The sequence below is a fragment of the Streptomyces sp. NPDC032745 genome, assembly GCF_055579465.1.
On sequence record NZ_JBVING010000005.1, the window covers coordinates 520,567 to 545,669 of the forward strand.

21 protein-coding genes and 1 pseudogene are annotated in these 25,103 nt (G+C 74.0%); 10 read left to right on the forward strand and 12 right to left on the reverse strand.

What is annotated here, in order from left to right; all coding sequences use genetic code 11:
• Nucleotides 1-117: 117 nt before the first annotated feature.
• A complete protein-coding gene (locus ACZ5WG_RS16640) occupies nt 118-1,461 on the reverse strand; it encodes an MFS transporter (RefSeq protein WP_468723780.1) in 1,344 nt (447 codons plus the stop codon).
• Nucleotides 1,462-1,642: 181 nt separating this feature from the next.
• Here ACZ5WG_RS16640 and ACZ5WG_RS16645 point away from each other — a divergent pair, with 181 nt between their 5' ends.
• Together ACZ5WG_RS16645 and ACZ5WG_RS16650 are read left to right on the forward strand one after the other, a co-directional pair.
• Nucleotides 1,643-2,044 carry a DnaJ family domain-containing protein gene (locus ACZ5WG_RS16645; RefSeq protein WP_468723781.1) on the forward strand — a complete coding sequence of 134 codons (402 nt, stop codon included), beginning with the start codon at nt 1,643-1,645 and terminating at the stop codon, nt 2,042-2,044.
• Between the two features lie 59 nt (nt 2,045-2,103).
• Nucleotides 2,104-4,803 carry a SpoIIE family protein phosphatase gene (locus tag ACZ5WG_RS16650; RefSeq protein WP_468723782.1) on the forward strand — a complete coding sequence of 900 codons (2,700 nt, stop codon included), beginning with the start codon at nt 2,104-2,106 and terminating at the stop codon, nt 4,801-4,803.
• A 19-nt stretch (nt 4,804-4,822) separates the two neighbouring features.
• On the opposite strand, the gene ACZ5WG_RS16655 is transcribed toward ACZ5WG_RS16650, so the two are convergent.
• Both ACZ5WG_RS16655 and ACZ5WG_RS16660 read right to left on the reverse strand, forming a co-directional pair.
• Nucleotides 4,823-5,566, reverse strand: a complete 744-nt coding sequence (locus ACZ5WG_RS16655; RefSeq protein WP_468723783.1) for a carbonic anhydrase — start codon at nt 5,564-5,566, stop codon at nt 4,823-4,825.
• A gap of 115 nt (nt 5,567-5,681) precedes the next feature.
• Entirely contained in the window at nt 5,682-6,878 is a 1,197-nt protein-coding gene (locus ACZ5WG_RS16660) for a Gfo/Idh/MocA family protein (protein ID WP_468723785.1), read from the reverse strand.
• 123 nt (nt 6,879-7,001) lie between these two features.
• Here ACZ5WG_RS16660 and ACZ5WG_RS16665 point away from each other — a divergent pair, with 123 nt between their 5' ends.
• Nucleotides 7,002-7,352, forward strand: a complete 351-nt coding sequence (locus ACZ5WG_RS16665) for a hypothetical protein (protein WP_468723787.1) — start codon at nt 7,002-7,004, stop codon at nt 7,350-7,352.
• A gap of 163 nt (nt 7,353-7,515) precedes the next feature.
• Here ACZ5WG_RS16665 and ACZ5WG_RS16670 read toward each other — a convergent pair whose 3' ends face one another.
• The 3 genes and pseudogenes from ACZ5WG_RS16670 to ACZ5WG_RS16680 form a co-directional block, all read right to left on the reverse strand.
• On the reverse strand, nt 7,516-8,316 hold the full coding sequence (locus tag ACZ5WG_RS16670; protein ID WP_468723789.1) for a maleylpyruvate isomerase family mycothiol-dependent enzyme: 801 nt from the start codon (nt 8,314-8,316) through the stop codon (nt 7,516-7,518).
• Nucleotides 8,317-8,598: 282 nt separating this feature from the next.
• Nucleotides 8,599-9,209: pseudogene (locus ACZ5WG_RS16675) on the reverse strand (isochorismatase family protein).
• An 87-nt stretch (nt 9,210-9,296) separates the two neighbouring features.
• On the reverse strand, nt 9,297-10,277 hold the full coding sequence (locus ACZ5WG_RS16680; protein ID WP_468723790.1) for a GlxA family transcriptional regulator: 981 nt from the start codon (nt 10,275-10,277) through the stop codon (nt 9,297-9,299).
• 159 nt (nt 10,278-10,436) lie between these two features.
• Between ACZ5WG_RS16680 and ACZ5WG_RS16685 the strand changes: the two genes are divergently transcribed.
• The 4 genes from ACZ5WG_RS16685 to ACZ5WG_RS16700 all read left to right on the forward strand — a co-directional run bounded on the left by ACZ5WG_RS16685 (nt 10,437) and on the right by ACZ5WG_RS16700 (nt 13,495).
• Nucleotides 10,437-11,123, forward strand: a complete 687-nt coding sequence (locus ACZ5WG_RS16685) for a DUF4389 domain-containing protein (RefSeq protein ID WP_468723792.1) — start codon at nt 10,437-10,439, stop codon at nt 11,121-11,123.
• A 112-nt stretch (nt 11,124-11,235) separates the two neighbouring features.
• Nucleotides 11,236-11,871, forward strand: a complete 636-nt coding sequence (locus ACZ5WG_RS16690) for an ATP-binding cassette domain-containing protein (RefSeq protein ID WP_468723793.1) — start codon at nt 11,236-11,238, stop codon at nt 11,869-11,871.
• Entirely contained in the window at nt 11,868-12,734 is an 867-nt protein-coding gene (locus ACZ5WG_RS16695; RefSeq protein WP_468723794.1) for a metal ABC transporter permease, read from the forward strand. Before ACZ5WG_RS16690 ends, ACZ5WG_RS16695 begins: the two co-directional genes overlap by 4 nt.
• Complete coding sequence (locus ACZ5WG_RS16700; protein ID WP_468723796.1) at nt 12,692-13,495, forward strand: metal ABC transporter solute-binding protein, Zn/Mn family; 804 nt, start codon at nt 12,692-12,694, stop codon at nt 13,493-13,495. Before ACZ5WG_RS16695 ends, ACZ5WG_RS16700 begins: the two co-directional genes overlap by 43 nt.
• Before the next feature lie 57 nt (nt 13,496-13,552).
• Here ACZ5WG_RS16700 and ACZ5WG_RS16705 read toward each other — a convergent pair whose 3' ends face one another.
• The 3 genes from ACZ5WG_RS16705 to ACZ5WG_RS16715 are packed head-to-tail and all read right to left on the reverse strand — an operon-like array spanning nt 13,553 to nt 17,865.
• Nucleotides 13,553-14,296 (reverse strand): DJ-1/PfpI family protein, encoded by a 744-nt coding sequence (locus ACZ5WG_RS16705; RefSeq protein WP_468723798.1) that lies wholly within the window; start codon nt 14,294-14,296, stop codon nt 13,553-13,555.
• A 60-nt stretch (nt 14,297-14,356) separates the two neighbouring features.
• Nucleotides 14,357-16,036, reverse strand: a complete 1,680-nt coding sequence (locus tag ACZ5WG_RS16710) for a class I adenylate-forming enzyme family protein (RefSeq protein ID WP_468723800.1) — start codon at nt 16,034-16,036, stop codon at nt 14,357-14,359.
• Complete coding sequence (locus ACZ5WG_RS16715; protein ID WP_468723801.1) at nt 16,033-17,865, reverse strand: CoA transferase; 1,833 nt, start codon at nt 17,863-17,865, stop codon at nt 16,033-16,035. Before ACZ5WG_RS16715 ends, ACZ5WG_RS16710 begins: the two co-directional genes overlap by 4 nt.
• Nucleotides 17,866-18,010: 145 nt before the next feature.
• Here ACZ5WG_RS16715 and ACZ5WG_RS16720 point away from each other — a divergent pair, with 145 nt between their 5' ends.
• On the forward strand, nt 18,011-19,204 hold the full coding sequence (locus ACZ5WG_RS16720) for an acyl-CoA dehydrogenase family protein (RefSeq protein WP_468723803.1): 1,194 nt from the start codon (nt 18,011-18,013) through the stop codon (nt 19,202-19,204).
• Nucleotides 19,205-19,447: 243 nt separating this feature from the next.
• Here the strand turns inward: ACZ5WG_RS16720 and ACZ5WG_RS16725 are convergent, their stop codons facing one another.
• Nucleotides 19,448-20,506: a sugar ABC transporter permease gene (locus ACZ5WG_RS16725; RefSeq protein WP_468723805.1), complete on the reverse strand. Its 1,059-nt coding sequence runs from the start codon at nt 20,504-20,506 to the stop codon at nt 19,448-19,450.
• A complete protein-coding gene (locus ACZ5WG_RS16730; RefSeq protein ID WP_468723932.1) occupies nt 20,503-21,633 on the reverse strand; it encodes an MFS transporter in 1,131 nt (376 codons plus the stop codon). Before ACZ5WG_RS16730 ends, ACZ5WG_RS16725 begins: the two co-directional genes overlap by 4 nt.
• A 251-nt stretch (nt 21,634-21,884) precedes the next feature.
• On the opposite strand from ACZ5WG_RS16730, the gene ACZ5WG_RS16735 reads away from it, so the two are divergent.
• A complete protein-coding gene (locus ACZ5WG_RS16735) occupies nt 21,885-22,661 on the forward strand; it encodes a hypothetical protein (RefSeq protein ID WP_468723806.1) in 777 nt (258 codons plus the stop codon).
• 156 nt (nt 22,662-22,817) lie between these two features.
• On the forward strand, nt 22,818-23,456 hold the full coding sequence (locus ACZ5WG_RS16740) for a sigma-70 family RNA polymerase sigma factor (RefSeq protein ID WP_468723808.1): 639 nt from the start codon (nt 22,818-22,820) through the stop codon (nt 23,454-23,456).
• 43 nt (nt 23,457-23,499) lie between these two features.
• On the opposite strand, the gene ACZ5WG_RS16745 is transcribed toward ACZ5WG_RS16740, so the two are convergent.
• The gene (locus tag ACZ5WG_RS16745) at nt 23,500-25,047 is read right to left on the reverse strand and encodes a hypothetical protein (RefSeq protein ID WP_468723809.1); all 1,548 of its coding nucleotides are present in this window, start codon (nt 25,045-25,047) and stop codon (nt 23,500-23,502) included.
• Nucleotides 25,048-25,103 lie beyond the last annotated feature (56 nt).

Below are 25,103 nucleotides of genomic sequence, written 5' to 3' on the forward strand. Positions count from 1 at the left end.
TAGATTTCTGCCGTTCCCGAGAGATAGGGGAACTTGTCCCGTCGACTGGGGAATCTGGGACGGGGAAGACGGGGTCCCGTCAGCCGGGGACCCGGCGGGAGCGGAGGGGCCAGGAGGTCAGGACACCGCCGCCGAGCGGCAGCCGGCCGGGGCGGCGGCCTGCAGGGCGTCCAGCCGCCGCAGGCTGGCCCGCCGTTGGACGACGGACAGCCCTGCGACCGCCGCCCCGAGCACCAGCCAGCCCGCCGGCCCGGCCGTCATCACCGCGCCGGTCAGCAGAAGCGGCCCGGCGGACTTCTGGATGGACTGGGACATGCCCGCCACCCCCAGGTACGCGGCACTCGCCTGCTGCGGCGCGAGGGAGACGGCCAGCTCCCAGGAGCTCACCGAGCGGATCAGCTCCGCCGCGGTGACCAGCACGGCCGCGGCCACCAGGGTGATCGAGGCGGCCCAGGCGCCGTGTTCGGGGGTGAGGGCCAGCAGCGTGCAGCATGCGAGCGTCGTCAGCCCGTACAGCCCGACGGCTCCGGCGGCCTGGCGCGGCCGCCGGACCCTCGCCGACACGGTCAGCTGCAGGGCCACGACGAGCACGGTGTTGACGAAGAGGAAGGCCGGCACCACGGCGTGCGGCGCGTCGGTGTGGTCGACCAGCCAGAGCGGCAGCCCCACCCCCAGGATCGAGTCGTCCAGGCACATCGGGATGTCCAGCAGGACGAACCGGAGGTAGCCGCGGTCCCGCCAGGGGCTCGCGACGGCCGTCGGGCCCGCGGCGGCCGCGTCCTCGGTCCCCGCGGACGCCCGGGCACTCCCGTGGCCGGGGCCGCGCCCGTCCTGCTCCCGGGTGCGCCACACCAGCGCCGCGGCCGCGAGGAACGACAGCGCGTTGCCGAGGATCAGGGCGTGGTACGCCTCGCGGGTGCCCACGGCGAGACCGATGGCGGCGATGCCCGCGCCGAGCGCGTAGCCGGCGTTCGCCGCGCTGCGCGACAGCGCCTGGTACGTGGCGCGCTGCTCGCCCGCCGCCCGCGTGGCGAAGAGCATCTCCAGCATCTTGGACGCCCGCTCACCGAGGGAGGTGACGGCGACCACGAGCAGCAGCACCTCGAAGCGGGTGATCACGAGCATCGCGCAGATCGTCCCGAGGCGCAGCAGGTGACTGGCGATCAGCAGCGTGCGCACGGGGAAGCGGTCGGCCAAGTGGCCGGCCAGCGGGGAGCCGGCGATGCCCGCCACGCCGGCCGCGCCCAGCAGCAGGCCCAGCTGCCGGGCGTCCAGGCCGGCCACGAAGGTGAAGAAGAGGACGCAGGAGGCGGCCCAGACCCCGGTCCCGGTGCGGTCCAGCAGCTGGGCGAACAGCATGATCCGGGCGTCCCGGCCGCCGGGCGGGCGGCGCAACTGCGCCAGTAGTCCGGCTCCGTCCCGCCGGTCCTTCCGGTTCCCCGCACCGCCCCGCCAGATCATCCGGCCCTCCGCACCCCCGCGAAAGTATCTCGATATCGAGATACCTTGCGGTAGCCTGCCCGAGGTTAATCTTGACGTCAAGATAATTTTTGCGGTGATCGCCGGTGGCCCGCCGCCTGCTGGCCGCCCGGCGATACGCTGATCGGCAGAGGCCGCCGAGGAGGCCGTCGAGGAGGCAGCCGTGACCGAGCGCAAGCCACCGGGCGTCAGTTTCGAGTCCTGGGTGGACCGGCAGATCAGGGAGGCCGCCGAGCGCGGCGAGTTCGAAAAGCTGCCGGGCTACGGCAAGCCGCTGGCCTCGATCGACGCCCCGTACGACGAGCTGTGGTGGATCCGGGACAAGATGCACCGCGAGGGGTTCGCGGCCCTGCCGCCGGCACTCGCCCTGCGCAAGGAGGCCGAGGACGCCCTGGAGGCGGTCCGGGCGGCCCCCTCGGAGCGCCAGGCGCGGGCGGTCCTCGCCGAGATCAACGAGAAGATCCGCGCTGCCCTGCGCATGCCGCCGCCGGGGCCACCCCTCCAGCTCACCGAATTCGACGTCGACGAGGTGCTCAGAACCTGGCGGGAGAGCCGGACCGACTGACGGCGCGCCCGCACGGCGCTCGCGGCTCTCCCGGCTGCGGACCACCGACAGTGCTACAAATGGTTCGTGACCCATCCTTGCAACCCGTGCCGGGGACGTCGGTGCGGTCACTGAGCAAAAAGCGCCCGCGCAGCGTCGCCCGACAGGTATTCGTCCTTCAGGTGGCGATCGTGGTGCTGCTCGCCGCCGGGGCGGTACTGGCCCTCGTACTCCAGTCCCGGCACGACGTGGACCGGGAGGCCCGGACCCGCTCCGTGGCGGTCGCGCAGACCTTCGCCCATTCGCTCGGACTGCGTCCGGCGCTCCTCACCCCCGACCCCTCCAAGATCCTCCAGCCGCTCACCGAGGTGACGCGCAAGGATGCCGGAGTGGACTTCATCGTCGTCATGAACGACCAGGGGATCCGCTACACCCATCCGCTCCCCGACCGCATCGGCAAACAGTTCGTGGGCACCATCGCGCCCTCACTGGCCGGCCAGGTGTACACCGAGAGCGTGAAGGGACCCCTGGGCCAGGAGATCCAGGCCGTGGTTCCCGTCTTCGCCGACCCCTACAAGGACGGCGGCCCGGTCGTGGCACTGGTGTCGGCCGGCCTCACGGTGAAGAACGTCACCGGCGTGTTCCAGCGGCAACTGCCCCTCATCCTCGGCACCAGCGCGGCCGGGCTCGCCCTCGCCACCGCCGGCGCGGCGCTGATCAGCCGGCGCCTGCGACGGCAGACCCGCGGGCTCGGCCCCCTCGAGATGACCCGGATGTACGAGCACCACGACGCGGTGCTGCACTCCGTACGCGAGGGGGTGCTGATCACCGACGGCGGCGGCCGGCTCCTCCTCGCCAACGACGAGGCGAAACGGCTGCTGCGGCTCCCGCCCGACGCCGAGGGGCAGCACATCCGGGAGCTGTCGGGGCTCGACCGGCAGATGGCCGACCTCCTGCTGTCCGGCCGGGAGACCACCGACGAGGTGCACGAGGCCGGGGACCGGCTGCTGGTCGTCAACCAGCGCGCGACCCGCCCCCGCGGCAGGCCCGAGGGCACGGCGGTCACCATCCGGGACTCCACCGAGATGCAGGTGCTCAGCACCCGGGCCGAGGCGGCCCGCAAACGGCTCAGGCTGCTGTACGACGCGGGCGTGGGCGTCGGCACCACCCTGGACGTGGAGCGGACGGCCCAGGAGCTCGCGGACGTCGCCGTACCCCGGTTCGCGGACTTCGTGACCGTCGACCTGGCAGCGCCCGTACTCCTGGGCGACGAGCCCACCGCCGTCGCGGCCGACCTGCGCCGCACCGGGGTCAGCGGCATCCGGGACGACGTCCCGCTCTACCCGAAGGGCAGGCTGATCGACTTCCTGCCCTCGACGCCGCAGGCACGCGGGCTCAACAGCGGCCGGGCCGAGCTGGTGACCGATCTGACCGATGCGCCGGGCTGGCAGGCCCAGGACCCGCCCCGGGCGCAGGCCATCATCGACTACGGCGTCCACTCCCTGATCACGGCGCCCCTCAAGGCCCGCGGGGTCGTCCTCGGCGTGGTCAACTTCTGGCGGTCGGAGAAGGAGCCGTTCGACGAGGAGGACGTGTCGCTGGCGGAGGAGCTCGTCGCCCGGGCCGGGGTCAGCATCGACAACGCGCGCCGCTACACCCGCGAGCACGCACTGGCCGTGACCCTGCAGCGCAGCCTCCTGCCGCGCGATCTGCCCGCGCAGAGCGCCGTGGAGGTCGCGCACTACTACCTGCCCGCGCAGTCCGGGGTGGGCGGCGACTGGTTCGACGTGATCCCGCTCCCGGGCAGCCGTGTCGCCCTCGTCGTCGGCGACGTCGTCGGGCACGGGCTGCACGCCGCCGCCGCAATGGGCCGGCTGCGAACGGCCGTGCTGAACTTCTCGTCCCTGGACCTGCCTCCCGACGAGCTCCTCGCCCGCCTCGACGATCTCGTCCAGTACATCGACCAGAGCGTGGACGGCGGCGGGGTCGAGGGCGGCCTGATCGGCGCCACCTGCCTGTACGCCGTGTACGACGCGGTGACCCAGCGCTGCACGGTGGCCCGGGCGGGCCACATGCCGCCGGCGGTGGTGCGCCCGGACGGCACGGTGGAGATCCCGGAGCTGCCCGCGGGGGCGCCGCTGGGGCTCGGCGGGTTCCCGTTCGAGTCGGCGGAGCTGGACCTGAGCGAGGGCACCCAGCTGGTGCTGTACACCGACGGGCTGATCGAGGAGCGCACCCGCGACATCGACGAGGGGCTCGCGCTGCTCCGCTCGGCCCTGGCCCACGCGGACCGCAAGCCCGAGGAGACCTGCCGGGCGGTCCTCGCGGAGCTGCTGCCGGTGCGCCCGCGCGACGACGTGGCCCTGCTGGTCGCGCGGACGTCGGCGCTGCCGGCGGACCGCATCGCCGAATGGGAGGTCCCGTTCGAGCCGAGCGCGGTCGGGGCCATGCGGGCCGTCGCCGTGGAGAAGCTGGCGGAATGGGGCCTGTCGGAGCTGGCCTTCGGCACGGAGCTGGTGCTCAGCGAGCTCATCACCAACGCGATCCGGCACGGCGCCGAGCCGGTCCGCGTACGGCTCCTGCACGACCGGGTGCTGACCTGCGAGGTCTTCGACGGAAGCAGCAGCTCGCCGCGGCTGCACTACGCGAAGACCACGGACGAGGGGGGCCGCGGCCTCTTCCTGGTGGCCCAGATCAGCCGCCGCTGGGGCGCCCGGTACACCCCGGAGGGCAAGGTCATCTGGTCCGAGCAGCCCCTGCCGGAATCCGAGGAGACCTGACCCCGGCCGACAGCGGGCCTCAGCGGATCCGGCGCACCCGCTGGCTGGTGAGTTCGTACCGGGCGCCGACCACGGCCAGCTTCCCGGCGGCGACCCGGGCGGCCAGATCGGGCTCCGCCGCCAGCCGGGAGCGTACGAGCCGGACGTTCTCGGTGACCGCCGCGTCGACACGGGCCTCCCGGCGCAGGCTGCGGTCGACGGCCGGACGGATCTGCTGCGCCAGGTAGCGCAGGTGTCCGGGCAGCTGCTCCAGTCCCTCGGCGGCGCGGACCGCGGCGGTCACGGCCCCGCAGGACTGGTGCCCCAGCACCACGACCAGTGGGATCGCCAGCTCCACGACCCCGAACGCGATGCTTCCGAGTACCGCGTCGTCCAGGACCTCACCGGCCGACCGTACGGTCATCAGATCGCCGAGCCCCTGGTCGAAGACCAGCTCCGGCGGGACGCGGGAGTCGACGCAGCCCAGGATGACGGCGAACGGGTGCTGCCCCCCGACCAGCGCCTGCCGTACGGTCCGGGTGGCGTCGGGATGCCGCTCGTGGAAGGTGCGCCAGCGGATGTTGCCGGCCGACAGCTCGCGCAGCGCCGCCTCGGGCGTGGCGGGCCGCGGGCCGTGCAGACCGGTACGGGCGCCGCCGGCCGTGGAGCCGGCCCCGGACGCCAGCCCGGCGCACAGGGCCACGGCACCGGTCAGGGCGCCCCGCACGAGTCCGCGCCGCCCGGGAGTCCCGGCGGCCCGGTGACGCTCAGCAAGGACGCTCATGCGGGCCCAAGCTAGGGCGCTGCGGGCCCGTGGGCCGGAGGCAGGCCCGCCCTTGGGGAACTCTTGGACAAATGCCGCCGGACAGCGCCCGGGCCGACCGGCGTCGCCGGGCCGTTCACCGGTGCCCGGCGGGTCGCTGGCCGCGGTCGAAGTACGCCACCAGGTCCGGGTCGAGCGGCGGCACCTGCCGGGGTGTGCCTCCGGCCCGCAGGGATTCGGTCGCCAGGCAGCCCACCGCGACCGCCATACGGGCGGCGACCGGCGAAGTGTCCGTGGCTCCCCCGTGACGTACGAAGCGCAGGAACTCGTCGATCAGGAGCGGGTCGGCGCCGCCGTGCCCGCCCGCGGCAGCCCCGTCCGGGACGGTGTGGGCGGCGTCCGGCTCGGCCCGGTACCCGGAGCGCCGGGTGTTCCAGACCCGGACCTCGGAGCCCGGGCCGTCACCGAAGTTCTCCAGGCGGCCGGCATCCCCGATGACGGTGTAGTTGCGCCAGTAGTCGGGGCTGAAATGGCACTGCTGGTAGGCGGCGAGCACGCCGTTGGCGAGACGGAGGTTGAGCAGCGAGACGTCCTCGACGTCGATGACCGGGTTGAGGCCGCGCTGGGTGTGCGGGGGCCAGTGGCCGTCCCGGGTGTACCAGTCGTCGCCCTTGGGTTCGCCGGGCGCGCGGCGGTGCGGGTTGTCCCCGTAGACCATCAGGTCGCCCATCGCCTGGACGTCGTCCGTGTAGGCGCCGGCCAGCCAGTGCAGGACGTCGATGTCGTGCGCGGCCTTCTGGAGCAGCAGTCCGGTGGTGTACCGGCGCTCGGCGTGCCAGTCCTTGAAGTACCAGTCGCCGCCGTAGCCCACGAAGTGCCGGACCCAGACCGTCCTGACGCGGCCGATCTCGCCGGCCGCGATCAGCGCGCGCATCGTCCGCACCACGGGCATGTGCCGCATGTTGTGCCCGACGTAGAGGCGGGTGCCCGTCTCGCGGGCGGTGCGCAGGAGCTCGTCGCAGCGGTCCACCGAGATGTCGAGCGGCTTCTCGACGAAGGCGGGTTTGCGGGCGACGAGTGCCTGGCGGGCCAGGTCGGCGTGGGTGTGGTCGGGGGTCAGCACGAGGACGGCGTCGACCTCCGGGTCCTCGATCACCGCCCGGTGGCCGGCGGTGACGTACGCGCCCGGGAAGGCCGCGGCGGCATCCGCCCGGGCCCGCGGATCGGGGTCCGCGACCGCGGTGACCGCCGACCCGCGGCCGGGCCGGTGTGCCGTGCGCGCGATGCTGCCGCGCAGCCCGAATCCGAGGACGCCGATGCGAAGGTCAGTCATGGCCGACTCCCTTCCCGTCCCGGCCGCGTTCATCCGCCCGGCCGAGCACCGGATGCCGCCAGGGCGCCGCCGGGGCAGGCTGTGCCCAAGGCCAGTCACCACCGCACAGACGAGGACCGCGCCATGTCCCACAGCCGGCGTATCGGCGTCATCACTGCGGCCGCAGCACTGCTGCTGACCGCCACCGCCTGCTCGGGCCTGGGCCGGAGCACCGTCGGCATGCTCACCTTCCGCGGCCACGACTCGCCGACGGAGCTGAGCTACTCCAACACCCCGGTGACGGGATGCCACAAGATCATCCTCCCGAGGGGGGCCACCCACGTCGAGAACAACACCCTCGTCGACGTCGTCCTGTACCGGACGGAGAACTGCAAGAAGGCCGACGGGGCCGACGGCATCTACGTGGCCACCACGCTCTCGAACGTGACGGCCCCGGTCAGCCTCCCCTGGCGCAGCTTCAGCGTCATCCACTGACCCCGGGGCCGGGCGCCCTCACACGGTCCGCGCCGCCGCCTGGGAGGGTCCCGGACCGATGTGTGGCAATGCCGTTGCTTCAGGCGGGCGCCGCGGTCGCCGCGCTGCGGGCCGACTTGGGCTTCTTCGAGCCGTGCCGGCGGCCAACCGCCCCCGCTACGTCCTACTTCTCCTCCGGCTCCCAGGCGCGGAGCAGGTCGAGCAGCCCTGCGTCTCCGTCAACGTGCAAGGAGTCGGCCTGGATCCGGTCGTACAAGTAGAGGACCAGCTCACTGGCCGTGCCATGGACGGAGGCGCCGGCTGCGTCCGAGTCCTCGCCGGTCTCGGCGGTGGACGCGGGGATGCGGGTGGAGCGTGCGCCGTCGCCGTCGACGGTGAGGCGCCAGGAGCGGCCCTCGGCGGCGTGGAAGTCGAAGGCCGTGGGCTTGTGCGGCCAGGCACTCGGCGTTGCGCAGACGGTGAACAGGAACTCCTCCACACCGTCGAGTGCCAGCCCGACCGGCAGCGGCTGTGGGGCGCCCCCGGCGAGCTGGGCGTCGTAGGTGTGCACCGCAGTCTCCTGGACCCGGTGCCGGGCGACACCGCCGGCGGTCTGCGGTGACTGCGACGCGGGCCACCACGTCCAGCAACCGCTCTCCGGTCCCGCCGCGCGCAGGGCGCCCAGCAGAAGCTGCGTCGACGCGGCCAGCCAGGCCAGCAGGGCCTCACGCTCCCGCGGCACTTCCAGCGCGGCGCGCGCGGCGACGGCCTCGGCCGGGGGAGCGTCGGCGGACCCCGCGCCGACGATGGCGGCCCAGAAACGGTCTCCCCCACCCAGGTGCTTCACCAGATCGAACAGCGTCCACCCGGGGCAGGTCGGCACCTGTGCGTCGAGACCGGGCGCGGCGGCGACCACGGCGCGGAACGCGGTCGACCGTTCATCGATCAGTCGCAGCAGGTCAGGGAACTCAAGATTCTTTTCCACGCCGGATGTCTATCACCGTGCTCCGGTGATCGGACAGCGATTTTCTCAGTCGCCGCCGGTTGTTTCAGCCATGCGAACCGTTGATGGCCGGAGGAGCTCCTGCCGGGGCTCCCGCGCGGCCGGAAGTCACCGGCGCCCGGCGGAAGGCACCCCACCCGCCGTCCGGCCGGGCGGAGCGAAGCGGGCGCGGCACCGCCGGATCGACCGCAGGCCGATGCCCCACCGCCCGCCCGAAGCAACGGCATTGCCGATGTGTGGTCCGGGACCATCCTGCGTTCCGGGTCAGGCCGGGAGGGAGCCGACCGTGGGGGCCACCGTGCCGAAGAGGTCGGCGATCGTGGTGAGGCTTGCCGACTGGAGGGCGGCCGCGGTCACCAGCGTGCCGTCGGGGGCGGTCAGGGCGCGCGTCGCGGTGGCCTCGGCGACCACGGTGGGGCGGTAGCCCAGGTTGAAGGCGCCCTGGGCGGTGAAGGTGATGCACATGTGCGTCATGAACCCGGCGATGACCAGGTCGGGGCCGGCGCCCAGCTCCCGCAGGGTCTTCTCCAGCTCCGTGGCGTGGAGGCGTCCGGGAACCCCTTGACCACGACCGGTTCCCCGTCGCGGGGCGCGACCTCGGCACTGATGGCGCCGATCTCGGCCCGGATGTCGTACGGGCTCCCCTCGCCGCCGTCGTTGACGACGTGCACGACGGATGCGCCGGCGGCCCGTGCCGCGGCCAGCAGACGTGCGCCCGCCCCGAGGGCCTGCTCCGCGCCCTCCAGGGCCATCACGCCGGTGCGGTAGGTGTTCTGGAAGTCGACCATGACCAGGGTGGACCCGGCCAGGCGGGGCAGTGCGCCCGGGAGGCCGATGACATCGCGCAGGGTGGTGGACGCGGTGGATGCAGACATGGGTGAACCGTCCTTCGGATCGGAAACGGGCACGGCAAAGCCGCGGCCGCGGCGCCGGTGCGCCGGGCAATCGGTGGGTCGAAACGGTCAGTGGGCGGTACGGAAGCGGCGGCGGTACGCGGCCGGAGTCGTGGCGATCTGTTTGCGGAAGGCCCGGTGCAGGGTCTCCACCGAGCCCAGGCCGGCCGCCGCGGCGACCTGCTCCAGCGGCTGGTCGGTGGTCTCCAGCAGCCGGCGGGCGGCCTCCACCCGTACGGCCTCCACGTAGGCGGCGGGGCTGGCGCCCAGCTCCTTGCGGAAGGTCCGGGCGAAATGGCGCTCGCTCATGGACATCCGGGCCGCGAGGGCGGCCGCGGACAGGTCCGCGCCGAGGTGTTCGGTGATGAAGACCCGCAGTGCGTCGATGTCCCTGCGGGAGGCGGCCGGGCGGCTGAGCGGAACACTGAACTGGCTCTGGCCGCCCTGCCTCTTGAGGTACATGACCAGCTGCCGGGCGACCACGAGGGCCAGTTCCTCGCCGTGGTCCTCGGCCACCAGGGCCAGCGTCAGGTCCATGCAGGCGCTGATCCCGGCCCCGGTCCACACCCGGCCCGACCGGACGAAGATCGGGTCCGGATCGACCTCGACCTGCGGGTGGTCGGCCGCCAGCTGGGCGGCGGTGGACCAGTGGGTGGTGGCCCGGCGCCCGTCCAGCAGGCCGGCCGCCGCCAGCAGGTGGGCGCCGACGCACACCGACGCCACGCGCCGGGCGTGCGGTGCGGTGGCGGCGATCCACCGCACCACCTCGTCGTCGACGCACGCGACCGGACCGTCCTCCGTCAGCTCGACGGCGCCGGGCACCACGAGGGTGTCCACGGCGGCGCCGACCTCGGCGAAGGAGAGGTCGGTGACCAGCCGGACGCCGGCCGAGGTGGTGACCTGGCCGCCGTCCGGGCCCGCCAGGCGTACGTCGTACAGCCGTCGCCCGGCCTCCCGGCTCGCGAGGGCGAAGACCTCGGCGGGGCCGGTGACGTCGAGCAGGTCGACATCGGGGAAGACCGCGATCACGACGCGGTGGGGCGTGGACATGCATCCATCCTGGCCTCGCGGTCACATGTCCGCAATGACGGTTGTCTGTCACATCCGGACACCGCCGGTGCCGACTGGAGCATGCCCCGTGCGGCGCGGATGATGGAAAGGCACAGGGTCCGGGGCTCACGACGCCGGACACGGGACGGTGACGCAATCATGTCCGCCAACGGTTCTTCGTATCGCCCGGTCAGGGTGAGCGCCGATCTGGACAGCCCGCTGTCGCGCTGGCTGTGGCTGGTCAAGTGGATCCTGGCGATCCCGCACTACATCGTGCTGCTGTTCCTGTGGATCGCCTTCCTCGTGGTCAGCGTGATCGCCTTCTTCGCGATCCTGTTCACCGAGCGCTACCCGCGCGCCCTGTTCGACTTCAACGTCGGCGTACTCCGCTGGTCGTGGCGGGTCTCGTACTACGCGTACGGAGCCCTGGCCACCGACCGGTACCCGCCCTTCAGCCTCGGCCCCGAGCCCGGCTATCCGGCACGCCTCGAGATCGCCTACCCGGAGCGCCTGTCCCGGCCGCTGGTCCTGGTGAAGTGGTGGCTGCTGGCGATCCCCCACTACCTGGTCATCGCCTTCTTCACCGGCGGCATGCGCCACGGCTGGTGCGCCGGCGGCGGTCTGATCACGCTGCTGGCCGTGATCGCGGCCGTGGTGCTCGCCTTCACCGCCAAGTACCCGCGTGACGTGTTCGACCTGATCGTGGGGCTGCACCGGTGGGTGCTGCGCGTCGCCGCGTACGCCGCGCTCATGACGGACGAGTACCCGCCGTTCCGGCTCGACCAGGGCGGCGACGACCCGGCGCCCGCCCCGGCCTCGGCCCCCGCTCCCGCCCCATCGCCCTGAACCGAAGCCCGGGCCGAACCGGTCCGCCGCCCGCCGGAACCGGGACCGGCCTCCGTCCGACCAACTCCGGGTGCGGGGAGTCACCCGGCACCGGACGACGGGAGGGCGACGGATGGGCGGGCTGGACGTACGCATGCTGGGGGTCGTCTGCCGCCACGGCCGGGTCGAGGCGGTCGCCGACGTGGACCTGGACATCGCGGCGGGCGAGCGCGTCGCGCTGACCGGGACCAACGGCTCCGGCAAGACCACGCTGCTGCGGGCGGTCCTCGGGCTGCACCGCCAGGTGTCCGGGAGCATCCTGGTCGGCGGCCGCGGCACCGGATCGGCCGCCGAGTGGGCCTGGCGGCGGCGGTCCTGCGCCTGGATCCCGCAGAAGCCGGCGGCCGGCCGCTTCCCGCTCCTCGGCGACGAGCTGCTGGCCAGCGGCGGCGCGCCGGCCGAGGCCGCCGAAGCGGCACGCAAGCTGGGGGTCGGGGCGCTGCTCGGACGGCCGCTGCACACACTGTCCGGCGGCCAGCTGCAACGCATGTACCTGGCCCGGGCGATCGGCTCGGTGGCCGCGGGGGCCGAGGTACTGCTGGCCGACGAGCCGACCGCCGCACTGGACTTCGGCGGCCAGGAGGAGGCGGCCGACGTGCTGGCCGCCCTGCCGGTGACCCTCGTCGTCGTGACGCACGACCGGGCGCTCGCGGAGCGCTGTGACCGCGTACTGGAGATGGCCGCGGGCCGGCTGCGGGAGGTCGGGTGATCCTCGCGACCGCCGGTCTCGGCGAGCTGCTGCAGCTGGTCCCCGTACAGCGGGCGGGCTTCGCCCTGCTGCTGGCGGCGGTCGGCCTGCCGGTGATCGGGGTCGTCATCGTCGGCCTCGACATCATGCCGGTGCGCTTCGCGATGATGCACGTCGCCCTGCTGGGGATCGCGGTCGGGCTGCTGACCGGGCTCGACCCGATGCTGTGCGCGCTGGTGGCCTGCGCCCTGGCCGGTGCGGGGGTGGCCCCGCTGGCCCGTACCCCGGACGGGCTGTCCGGTGCGATGGGCCTGCTGATGAGCCTGGCCATCGCCGCCGCGCTGCTCGTCCTCGCCGTGTCGGGGGTCAACGCCTCCGGTGCGTTCGCGCTGCTGTGGGGCTCGATCCTGTCCGTGGGCACCGCCGATCTCGCGGTGCTCGGCGCGCTGGCGGTCCTCGTACCGGGCCTGTTCTGGTGGCGGCGACGCGATGTGGCGCTGCTGCTGTACGACCGTGAGCTCGCCCAGTGTTCCGGCGTCCCGGTCGGGACGCTGACCATGGTGCTCCTGGTCCTGGTCGCGGTGGCGGTCGCCGGGGCTATCAAGCTCACCGGCGCGCTGCTGGTCGACGCCCTGACCCTGCTTCCGGCGCTCGCCGCCCGCCGCCTGGGCACCTCGCTGCGGTCCATCACCCTGTGGGCGGTCGGCATCGGGGTGGCCGTGAACCTGACCGGCTTCCTTCTCGCCCTCCGGCTCGACTGGCCGCCGGGGCCGGTCCTCGTCCTCACCGCGGGGACGCTCGTCCTCGCGGTCCATCTCATCCCCGAACGGAGCATCAGCTCATGGCGCGCACCCGCGTCCGATTCGCTTCCCTCCTCGCACTGAGCGCGGCACTGGCCCTCGTCACCGGCTGCGGCAACGGCAACGCCGCCTCGAAGGACGGCCCGCCCGGCCGGCACGGCGGGAAGCCGGCCGTCGTCGTCACCACCACCTGGGAGGGCGCCTTCGCCAAGGCCGCCGGAGCCGAGGACGTCAAGGTGATCGTGCCCCAGTCGGTGCACCACGCCCCGGACTACGACCCCAAGCCCTCCGACCTCGCCGCCGTCGGCAAGGCCGACTTCGTCCTCTACGCGCCCTTCGAACCGTACGCGGCGAAGATCAAGGAGGCCGCCGGCTCGAAGGCCGAGCTGGTCGAGGTGAACCTCGACAACGACGCCGACAAGGTCAAGGCCGAAGTGGCCCGCCTGGGCAAGCTGTTCGGGACCGAGGACGCCGCCACGAAGTGGTCGGCCTCGTTCGACACCGAGTACGCGAAGCTGTCGAAGGACGTCCAGGGTTCCTGGCCCGGCGGGAAGAGCCCGGCCGTCGTCAGCCAGGTGTTCACCACCTGGTCGGCGAAGCTGGCCGGTGCCACCGCGGTCGGCACGTACGGTCCCGAGGCGGTCACCCCGGCGCAGCTCGCCGAGCTCTCGGGGAAGAAGCCGGCCCTGGTCCTGGACAACGCCCACATGTCGACCGGGACCGTCCTGCCCGACTCGGGTGCCCGGCAGGTCGAGATCGTCAACTACCCGGGCACGGACCTCGATCTGCTGCCGGTCTACCGCAACGCGGCGGCCGAGCTGAAGAAGGCCATGGGCGGTTCCTGACCCGGGGCGCAGGCGAAGGGCGGGGAGCACTGGGAGTGCTCCCCGCCCTTCATGCGTTCACGGTCGTCGGGCCGCGGGTGGTGTCCACACCGTGCCGCGCGCCTCGTACTCGAGCATGGCCTCCACGCCCGTCGCCGCGTCGGCGCCGAGTTCCCGGCGTACGAGCCACAGGGCGAGCTCCAGGCCGGAGGTGATGCCGCCGGCGGTGACCAGGTCGCCGTCGTCCACCACGCGGGCGTTCTTCAGCAGGCCGCCCTGCTTCTCCAGGTCGGGGCGTGCCTTGTGGTGGGTGGTGCAGGGCCGGTTCCTGGTCAGGCCGGCGGCGGACAGCAGCATGGTGCCCGTGCAGACGGCGCTGAGGGTGAGGCCGGGGCGCACCGCCGCGGCCAGGTCCCGTGGGAGCGTGCCGCCCCGGATCTCGGCCCATACGCCGGGGCCGTCCTGACGTGCGTATCCGCCGCCCGGTACGAGGATGATGTCAGCCGAACGTGGGGCCCAGGGGTGCTCGGCCTGGACCCGGGTCCCGTAGGCGGCGGTCACGGCACCCGGGCCCTTGGTGGTGACGTAACGGACGTCGACCGCGCGGTCCGTGAAGAAGCGGGCGGCGGAGAAGACCTCGTAGGGGGCCGCGAAGTCGAGCTCCTCCACTCCGTCGTACATGACGACGTGCACGCGCAGCGGACCCGTCGCCTGCGAGGCGGATCGCGGTGGCGCCGCGGCGGCCGGCGCGGCGGCGGCGCCCGCCATCGTGGCCGCGGCGCCGATCGCGGTCGAGGCTCGGAGGAGGTTCCTGCGGTTCATCTGACCGTCCTGTCCTGTGCTGTGCTGTCGTGCTGTTCTCTGCTGCGCCTGTTCGTCCGGTCAGCCCGCGTGCGCGAGCGGAGGTGCGATGGCCGTCTGCTGCGCCAGCCTCGCGCGCAGGGCCGTACGGTCGGGCTTGCCGGCCGGGGTGAGCGGAAGCACTGCCAGTACCAGCAGCCGCTCGGGGTGCTTGCGCTGTTCGAGCCCCCGGCGGGTGAGGTGTGCGCCCAGCGAGCCGAGGGTGGGAGCCTCGGGGCCGCGCGGTACGACACAGGCCGCGAGGCGTTCGCCCATCAGCTCGTCCGGGATGCCGACGCACACCACGTCCCGTACCCGGGGGTGGGAGGCGAGCTCCCGCTCGACCTCTGCGGGGCTGATGTTGGCGCCGCCGCGGATGACGATGTCCTTGAGACGGCCGACGAGGTGCAGGACGCCGCCCTCGTCGATCAGGCCGAGGTCTCCGGTGCGGACCCAGCCCTGGGGGGTGCGGTAGCGGGCGTCCAGGTCCGGGGCGGCGACGTAGCACATGGGGGTCATCGGGCCGCGGGCGACGATCTCGCCGATCTCGCCGTCCGCGAGCCGCTCGTGCGTGTCCGGGTCGGTGATGTGGATGTCGGCGACGCGGGGATCGGGCCGGCCGGCCACGATGCCCGTGCCGTCGGCCTCCGGGACCCCGGGGCCGAGTCCGGTGTGGCAGTTGACGCCGTCGGCCGAGCCGTAGAGGTTGACGACGGGACAGCCGAAGGCGCGGGCGGCGTCCTCGGCCGTGGTCTCGTCCAGGGCCGAGCCGCCGAGGACCAGGGCGGTGGGCGGGGGCAGTTCACCCCCGTCGGGCCCGGGGTGTTCCAGCCGGTCCAGCATCATGCGGACCATCGTGGGGACGCCCAGGACGTGTGTGGGCCGGTGCTCGCGCACGGCGGCGAGGGCGGCCTCAGGGGTGAAGTGGTCGAGCAGGATCAGTGTTCCGCCGTGCCTGGCGAGCGTGACGGCCGTGCCGTTGGACCCGAAGGCGGACCCCAGCGGTACGAGGAACAGGCAGCGCGGCGGGGTTCCGTCGGGCATGAGCGAGGCGAGGAAGTTGCCCCGGCCGCCGGCGAGCGCGTTGTGGGAGTACGCCACCATCTTGGGCTCCGCCTCGGAGCCGGAGGACACCAGGATGCGGGCGGCGCTGTCGGGGTCGGGCCGTGCGGGCACGAAGGCAGCCGGGTCGGAGCGCAGCAGGGCGAACAGCGGAATCGTTCCTTCAGGTGCGGTGCCGACCCGCCCGGCGGCGATGACGTGGCGCAGCGCCGGCAGGGCGGGGAGCAGGGCCCGCAAGCCGGCGGCGTGGTGGTCGCCGCGGTGCTCGGCGGCCGCGATGACCGCGACGGCCTCCGCCGTGCGCAGCAGGGACGCGGCCTCCCGGATGCCACGGCCGACCGGGAAGGGGAGGGCCACCGCGCCGATGGCGGCGAGGGCCAGTTCGGCGATGACCGCGCCCCGGCCGTTCGGGAGTTGGACGCCGACCACATCGCCGGGCCGTATGCCGAGATCCCCGAGCCCGGCGGCGAGAGCGCGCACCTTGCGGTCCAGCGCGGTGTAGCAGAGCTTGCCCTTGGCGTCGATGACGGCCGTGGCGTGCAGGTCGGCGATCTGCCGGGCCCGGAAGAGGCTGTAGAGGTCGAGGTCGGGGCAGGTCCCGTCGACCGCCCAGGTGCGGCGGAGGCCGGCGGGCAGCAGGTCGTGCAGGGCGACGGTCATACGAAGCTCCAGGGGTCGGGAACGGCGGGGGCACCGTGCGCGTCGCGGCTGATCGAGCCGGTGAAGCGCGGGTCGTGGTGCAGGTCGGCCGGATCGGTGGTGACCGCGGTCGCGGACAGGCCGTGGCTGCGCAGCTGCGCCAGGGCATCGCCGGTCGGCAGTTCGCGCAGGTCGTACGCGGCGGCCGCGGGCGCACAGGTGTCGGTGGGGGCGATCCAGCCGTCCGCGGTGCGCAAGGGGCGGCGGAATCCGGCGGGCCGGCGCGGGTCCGCGCCGCGGCGCACCCGGCGCAGGGCGGGGGCGGTGAGTGCGTCGGCCGCCCCCAGCAGCGAGGAGTCGACGCGGACGCCCGCTCCGGTGCGTTCGCGCAGGAGCAGTCCGGCCAGTACGGCCTCGGTTCCCATCAGCCCTCCCAGGACGTCGAGGAGGGTCATGAGGGACGGGGCAGCGGCCTCGTCCTGCGGACGTGCGGCTTCGCCGACTCCGGTGCGGGCCTGGACCATGAAGTCCGTACCCATCGGGGCGCCGGGGATCCGGCCGGCCCAGCCGCCCGTGTACGCATAGACGAGGGCGGGGTTCACGGCGGCCAGGTCGGCCGAGTCGAGCCCCAGTGCGGCCGCCTTGCCGGGGGCCCAGTTGTGCAGGAAGACGTCGGCCTCGGCGGCCATCTCGCGCAGCCGGCGCCGGTCGGCGGCGGTCTTGATGTCCACTTCCACGGCCTGCTTGCCCCGGTTCAGGGCGAGCCAGCGGGCGGAGATCCCGGAGCAGGCGGGGGGCATTCCGCGCAGCGGGTCGCCGCCCGGCGGCTCGATCCGGACGACGTCGGCGCCGAGCAGACGCATCAGGTGGGCCGCGAGGGGCGCCTGGATCCGGCGGCCCGCCTCGAGCACGGTCAGCCCGGCCAGCGGCCGTGCGGCGGCGGGGGGCGCGGCCAGCGGGCGGTGGCCGGATCCGTAGGGGGCCAGGGACCAGGGCGCGGCGCCGTCGTGTTCGGCGGCGCGCTCGGAGAGGGTCCGCAACCGGCAGACCTCGGCGCCCGAGGTCGCGGCCGCCGCCTCGATCCGCTGCCAGTTGTGTGCGCGCGCCGTGGCGTGCAGGACCCGCGGGAAGGGGGCACACGCGGTGGCGTACCGGAACTGGAACGGCCGCCACCCCGCCCGGATGGCCTCGACGGGTGCCCTGAGGGCACGCCAGAACGCGGCCCAGGCAGCGGGGTCCAGCGTCTCCAGCTCGAAGAGAAGGCCTTCCGCGGAGGTGAACGGCGGTCCGCCGGGGGCCAGTTCGGCCGCCTCGCCCTCGTCGGCCCCGGCGGCGGCGAGGTACTGGGAGACCGTCAGCAGAGCGGCCCTGTCGGCGCTGGTGTCCACCCGGCCCGCCCCGCCGCCCCTGGCCTGGGCCAGCAGCCCGGCGAGCAGCCCCTGCACGGCGAGTACACCCGTGGCGGTGGCGGCGCAGTCGACGGCCAGGCCGCGCGGCGCGCCGTCGCGGCGCCCGTGCACGGCCATGATGCCGGTCGCCGCTTGAACGGTGGCCTCGTCCGTCATACCGCTCGCGGGATGCGCGGCCCAGCTCATCGACGCGTCCTGCCGTTCGAAACCCCTGCCGGACAGGGCGATGCACGCCGTACGGCCGTCGCCCGGCTCGGGCGGCTCCGCTCTCGTGCCGACTCCCCGGCCGGCCCCCGTACGGGCTCCCGAACGGGCTCCCGTGCTCGCGCCGAGGAGCGTGAGGTGCTCCACGACCAGGCCGGTCAGCCCGGGCGGACCCGAGGCGGCGAGGTGCAGTCCTTCGAGCGGCCGGACAGTCCGGGTGACGGCTGGTGACGCCATGCCTCTCCTCTTCTCCTGGCGCGCGGCGGTGACCGGCGCCCCGGATGTGCGCAACACGGGAACCCGGGAGCGTGCACACCCGACCAGTTCCTCGGGGAGGCAGTCGGACTGTCGTTCCCACGGGTTCCCGGCAGGCTGGAGGAAAATGGTGCCGAAACAAGGAGATACGGGTCACGCCCGCCCCGAACCCCCCTCGGGGGAAGAAGAGTTGCGGGACCGGGTGGCGGAGTTCGTCCGGAGCCGGGTGATGCCCTGCGAGCCGGTGCTCGACGCGGACGGCCCACGGGCCGCCGCGGTCCTGCGGGAGTTGCAGGCGCAGGCCAAGGAGGAGGGCCTGTGGGCGCTGCCGCTCGGCGCCGAACTGGGGGGCCGGGGACTCCCCCTGGCGCAGTACGTCCGCATCGCCGAGGCCGAGGGAGCCAGCGACCACGGACCGGCGGCCCTCGGCTCCGCATCCCTGCTCGACGCCACCATGCTGCGGGGGCACGGCAGCGACCGGGTCCGCGGCCTGTACCCCGGGCGGCTGGCCGCCGGGGAGCTGCGCGCCTGCTACGCCATGACGGAGCCGGACACCCCGGGCACCGATCCGCTGCGTACGGCGACCCGCGCCGAGGAACAGCCGGACGGCAGCTGGCGCGTCAGCGGCCGCAAGTGGTTCATCTCCGGGGCGGCCGGGGCCGATCTGGTCACCGTCCTCGCACGGACCGACGGGGAGCCCGGCGACCGCGAGGGCCTCTCCCTCCTGGTGGTCCCCACCGGCTCCCCCGGCTTCCGCGTCGTACGCGAGCTGCCCGTGTTCGGGGCCACCGGCCAGTGGGAGATCGAGTTCGACCGGGTCGCCGTACCCGCCGACCACCTCCTAGGCAAGCGCGGGCAGGCCCTGGCGATCGCCGCGGAACGCCTCCAGCTGGGCCGCACCCTGCGCTGCCTGCGCTGGCTCGGCCAGGCCCAGCGCGCCTTCGACCTCATGTGCGCGCGCGCCAACTCCCGTACGGGGTCCCGCGGTCCGCTCGCCGGTCACCAGCTCGTGCAGCAGCACGTCTTCGAGGCGCTGCTCGCACTGCGGACCACCCGCCCGCTGGTCCACGAGGCGGCGGCGAGGATCGGCGCGGGCGAGGACGCACACGTGGAGGTGGGGCTGGCCAAGGTCGCCGCTGCCCGCATGCTGCAGCAGGTCGCGGACGCGGCCATCCAGGTCCACGGCGCGGCCGGACTCGGCCCCGACACCCCCCTGCCCGCGCTGCTGCGCACCGGACGTGCCGCCCGCATCCTCGACGGCCCGGACGAGCTCCACATCACCTCGGTGGCCCGCCGGGTGCTCCGTACGTACGGGACGTAGGAGACCGGGCCCCGTCGGTGCATCTGCGCAGAGAACAACGGGGCGGCCGTGGGCCCTCCAGCCTCAACGGGCCGAGCCCCTAAGGGCTGTCCCGTAATCCCCGGCGGGCGCGCGACGACAGCTACGGCACCTCGCTGCGTTGTCGGAACGCCCGGATACGCCCAGTATGAGGACGCTCCTCCGCCTTGCGATGCACCGCATCTGACGCCGCGCGCTGATCCACCGGGGATTACGGGACAGCCCCTAGACGTCCCCGATCTCGACCAGTCCGGTCAGTGCCGCCAGTCCGAGTGCCAGGAAGAAGTCGCCCCAGACCAGCTCGTGCCGCACCGCGACGCCCTTCGCGGCGTCGTAGCAGCCGTCCAGCAGCATGCCGCGGGTCAGGTGCTCGCCCACCAGGCGTTCCAGGATCGCCGCCGCCCGGTACGCGTACTGCGCGGCCCGGCAGCCCGGCAGGCGGGCGAGTTTCAGCAGCGCGACCGCCGCGATGGCGGCGGCGGAGGTGTCCAGCGGGCCGGCGGGCAGCGCCTCGTCGGCGAGGGGAACGAGCGGGGTGCAGGGCCGCGTCCACACGTCGGCCAGCCGCTCCGCGACGGCCTCCAGCCGGTCCGGGGCGCTGCGGGAGACCTCGGGGCGGTGCAGGGCGTCGGCCACGGCCAGCAGCAGCCACGCGCTGCCGCGGCTCCAGCCGGCCGATGGTTCCTCGCACGCCTGCCAGCCCGCCTCCGCAGCGAACTCCCAGGCCGGTACGACGCGTCCGCCCCCGCCGAGGCACAGGTCGAGGTGCCGGTGCAGGTGCGACGCGGCGGCCCGGGCACCCTCCGGGCCCCCGGCGGCGAGCAGCGCCACCATGCCCGGCACGCCGTCCACCCGGGCCAGCAGCCGGGGTCCGCCGAAGGCCGACCCCCAGGGCACCAGCCCGAGTTCGGTGTCGAGCGCGGCCAGTGCGGCCCGGGCCGCCCGGGTCCGTAGCTCCTGCGCCCCGGTGTCGGCGCCGGCGAGCGCCGTCCCGTACCAGAGGATCAGCCCGCGCGTGGCGGTGTCGGCCTCCACCCACTTGGCCAGCCGAGCGGTGCAGGCGGCCGCGGCGGCCCGGTCCTGCGCGTTGCCGGTGTGCCGGGCCCGCAGCCACAGCAGCCCCGCCCAGAAGCCGCCGGTCCACGCTCCCCGGCCGGTGGTCGTCCAGCGGCCGGTGTCCGGGTCGGCGTACAGCGGGAACCGGTCGCCGGTCTCGGTACGGGTGGCGGCTGCCCGGTCGAGTACGTCGGCCAGCGCCCTCCCGGCCCAGTTCACCGGGGTCACGCCGCGGCCTCCGTACGGGGGCCGCGCCGTTCTCGTACGGCCCAGGTCGTCGCGACGGCGCCGGCCAGGGCGAACTCGCCGGCGACCAGCAGCCAGCCCGGCCCGTACCGGCCCGCTTCCGCCAGATGTCCGAAGAGCGGCGGCCCGACCGCGAACCCGGCGAAGAACCCGGCCGCCACGAGGGCGGAGTCCTGGCCGGCCCGGCCCGGAGCGGCCCGCTGCATCACCAGCACCATCGAGACGGCATTCCCGGAGACGGCGAACACCCCGACCGCGACGGCCGCGACCCAGACCAGCGGCTGCACGTACAGCGCGGCGGCCAGCAGGCCGGCCGCCAGGACCGCCCCGGCGGCCAGCAGGCCGGGCAGCCACTCGGCGCGCCCCGGCCGGGCCGCCTTCGACCAGCCCACCCGTCCGGCGATGCCCGCGATGCCGAGCACCGCCACCAGGGCTGCGGCCGCCGTCGGTCCCATGCCGAGCCGCTGGACGCCGAAGAGTGCCACGTACGTGTTGACCGAGGCGATTCCGCAGCCCAGGAAGACGGAGAAGACCGCCAGCCAGGCGATGGCGCCCCGCGGTATCGGCGACCAGCGTGGCGGCGCCGCCTTCGCCGGCGGATCGGCGGGCAGGGCGCGCTGCGCCCACAGCGCGGCCAGCACGGCCGCGGCGGAAGCCGTCCACACCGCCCCGCGCCAGCCGACCCCGCCGGCCAGCGCCGCCAGGGGCAACCCGGCGGCGAACGCGCCCAGTTGCACTCCGGACTGCTTCATCCCGGTCACCGCCCCGCGCCGGGCGGGCGGAACGGCGGCCAGGATCGCCTTGTTGGTCGCGGGATTGGCGAGAGCCTGCGGCAGCCCGCCCAGCGCGACGGCGGCGAGGAGGAAACCCGGCCCGGGGGCGGCGCCGATCAGCGCGAGCGCCGCCGCGGAGACCAGCAGCAGGACGACGAGGGAGCGGCGCGGACCCGTCCGGTCCACCATGCGCCCACCGACCGGCGAGAGCAGGGCGGCCGTTCCGAAGCCGATCGTCGTCGTCAGGCCGAGGGCGGTCGGCGACACACCCAGTTCGCCCACCAGCCGCGGACCGAGCGCGCCGAGCAGGAACAGCTGCAGCATCGAGAAGGCCATGGCGCCGGTCAGCAGCGCCGTCAGACGGCCCTCCGCCCCTGCCTCGGCCGCCTTCGCCGAGGTCGTCCGTTCTGCCACTGCAGACTCCGTTCCCACACCTGTCATTTCGGTCCACGGCAGCAGTCGGAGTGGTGAACGGCCGGGTTCCCAGGCCCTGTTGTGGCGTGCGACACATATGGTTTTGTCCGGTGATGCCAATTCCCGGCGCCCCTCTGTAGCCGCCTTGAGAGGGATGCGACGATGAGCCCGCCATGACCCAGGGACGATGTTGTCGCGCGGTACGGGCCGCGATGTTCGCGGCCACCTGCGTGCTGCTCGCCTCCCTCGCCCACCTCCTCATGACGGGGACGTCCGTCCCCTGGTGGGCCGTGGCGGCGGCTGCGGGCGCCACCGGCGCGCTCGCGTGGTTCCTCGCCGAGTACGAACGCGGGCTCCCGGCCGTCATCTCGGCGACGGTCGCCGTCCAGGCCGCCCTGCACACCGGGTTCTCACTGGCCCAGGCGGCCGCCCAGCCGCCTGCGCCGGGCGGCGCCGGCACCTCCCTCGCCCGTCGGTGGGCCGGGTACCTGCTCTGCGAGCCGGCCGGTTCCTCGCCCGCGTCCGCCGCCGAACCGGTACACACAGCCGGCCACGCGCACCACGCCGCGCAGGCGATGACCGACGGCAGCATCGCCATGCAGATGCCGATGCAGATGCCGACGCCCGTGCGGATGCCGATGCGGATGGCCGTGCACGCCGGCCACGACATGGGCTCCATGTCACCGACCGGCATGCTGGCCGCACACCTGCTCGCCGCCCTGCTCTGCGGGCTCTGGCTCGCGTACGGGGAGCGGGGCGCGTTCCGGGTCCTGCACGCCGTGGCCGGTCTGCTCCTGGTACCGCTACGGCGGGCCCTCCGCCTCCCCGCGCCGCCCCACCGGCCACGCCTGCGCGCCCGCCGCGCCCTCGGACCGCGCCGTCTGCGCGGGCTCCTCCTCGTCCACGCCATCACCTCACGGGGTCCGCCCCTCGGGACCGCTGTCAGCTGACAGCCGGCTCACCGACGCGCGCGACGCGGTTCCGCCGCCCGCCTCGGTCATCGGCCTTGCCGTCCGGCAGGCCGTACCGCTCACCGGCCCGCCTCGCCACGCAGTGCGTGTGCGGCGCCGGCTCCGGATCCCGGATTCCCAGAAGGACATCAGGCGATGACCCCTGCCCTGCATCCCCGCCCGACCGCCGCCGAGACGACGACGGCACCCGCCCGCCGTACGGGCGGTGCGGACGAGCCGACCACCCTCCTGGCGCTCGCCGCGCGCGACGGCGACCCCGACGCGGTGGACCGCTTCGTACGCGCCCTGCACCACGACGTCCGGCGCTACGTGGCGTACCTGAGCGCCGATCCGCAGGCGGCGGACGACCTGACGCAGGAGACGTTCCTGCGCGCCCTCGGCAGCCTGCACCGCTTCGAGGGCCGCTCCTCCGCCCGCACCTGGCTGCTGTCCATCGCCCGGCGCACCGTCATCGACAGCCTCCGTCACAAGGCGGCCCGCCCCCGGATCTCGGACCGGGACGACTGGCAGAGCGCCGCCGAACGGACGCAGCCCCGCGGCCTGCCCGGGTTCGAGGACGGAATCGCCCTCACCGAGCTGCTGGGCACGATCCCCGCCGAACGCCGTGACGTCTTCGTCCTCACGCAGATCCTGGGGCTCCCCTACGCCGAGGCGGCGACCGCCCTCGGCTGCCCGATCGGCACGATCCGCTCCCGGGTCGCCCGCGCCCGTACGTCGCTCATGGAGCTCCTCACGGACGCCGAAACACCGGCCCTCGCGGCTTCGGCCGCCTGACCGCCACCGGCCGGGGCAGCGACCCTGCCCCGGCCCCCGTCCCCTATCCGCCCTTCAGCCGGCGGACGACCTCGTCGGACACGCGCCGCTGGAGGTCGGCGAGTTGCTCGGGGGTGTACGCGGTGAGGTCGCCCGGGGCCCCGGAGCCGCCCGCGCCCTGGTCCTTCTGTTTCTGTTTCTCCTGCTCCCTGCGCTGGAGTTCCTGCTCCTCCGGCGAGCCGGGTGCCGCATACGCGCACCGCAACAGCGCTCCGTCGGCGGCCTTCAGGCAGCTCGCCTCGCGCCCGTCCACCTGGCCCTTGCCCTCCACCCGGTAGCGGATGTTCTGCTCGCTGCCGACCGTGGCCGTCCAGGTGCTGCCGCCGGTGGGGACGACCTCGAAGACCCTGTCGTCGTTGTAGCAGCAGACGTCCCGGTACTCGGCCTTGATCAGCGCGACCAGCGCCTTCGGGGAGGACCACGTCGGACTGAGCCGGTGGACGGTCATCGGGGCGAGCCCGCCGCCCCGATGGCGCGTCGGCACGGTCGACACGGCCACCACCGAGCTGGCCTCCCCCTGGGGGGTGAGGGGGGTGACGTACGCGCTGCTCCCGGTCGCGTCGCGGTACCGGAGGGTGAACTCCGACTCGTTGCCCTCGTTGGCGCCGTCCTCGGACGCGTCCCAGCCGCTGCGTTCGAACCACCAGTCGCTGAAGCTGCCGACCGCTGCGGTTCCCTCCCGCTGCCGGGCGGCGAGGCTCAGCGGATAGGACGGGCCGGGCACCGCGGCCGTGTCGTCGGTGATGGTGAGCTTCCCGGTCCGCCCGTTGTAGAGCGCCAGCCCGGCGGGCCGTTCGGTCACCACCAGGGTCCCGGTCTGGCGCTTGAGGGGGACGACCACGATGGGGGTGTCGCCCGAGCAGGTCACGTACGCGTCGTCGGCCTCGAAGCGCAGCCAGCGCTTCCGGGCCGAGATCTTCCGGCCGAGGTTGTGGGTGAACCAGCCGCCGATCCGTGCGCCGGCCCTGTCCACGTCGAACGAACAGCGTTGCCGGCTGCGGCTGTTGCCACCGAGCGGAATGTCCTGCACCAGGCCGACCTCGTAGCCGGACAGCCAGCCCCGGCGTTCGACCAGCGTCGCGAACCGGTTCGAGTCGGGCAGGTACGTGATGTCGGAGATCTCGCCGGTGACATCGCCGAGGTGCGGTGCGGCCTGTGCCTTTCCGACCACGTAGGGCGCCCGGGCCGCCAGCTCGGGCACCGGCTCGGCCACGATCTGCACGTGTCGCATGTACGCGCGATCCTGGAGGTAGGAGCCGTACACCAGCCACCAGATCGCGATGCCCAGCACGAGGAGGCCGCCCAGCCATCCGAGGGCCACCGCCGCGCCACCGCTCCCCCGGCCCGCACCGGCCGGCCCGTCCCGCGTTCCCCGGAGCACCTTCACCACCAGCCACACCAGGGTGACGAGGGCGGCAGCCAGCAGCGGCGCGGCCAGCCACGAAAGGATCTTCCGGAGTTCCCAGACCATGATCGTGGTGGCGTACGAGGCGTACCAGAGGAACAGTCCCAGAAGAAGAACGGGTATCCCCACCCGCAGTGCCCGACCCATCAGCGCCCCCGGACGTCGACCCGCTCGATTCGTTCGACCGTGCATCCCGCGTGTGT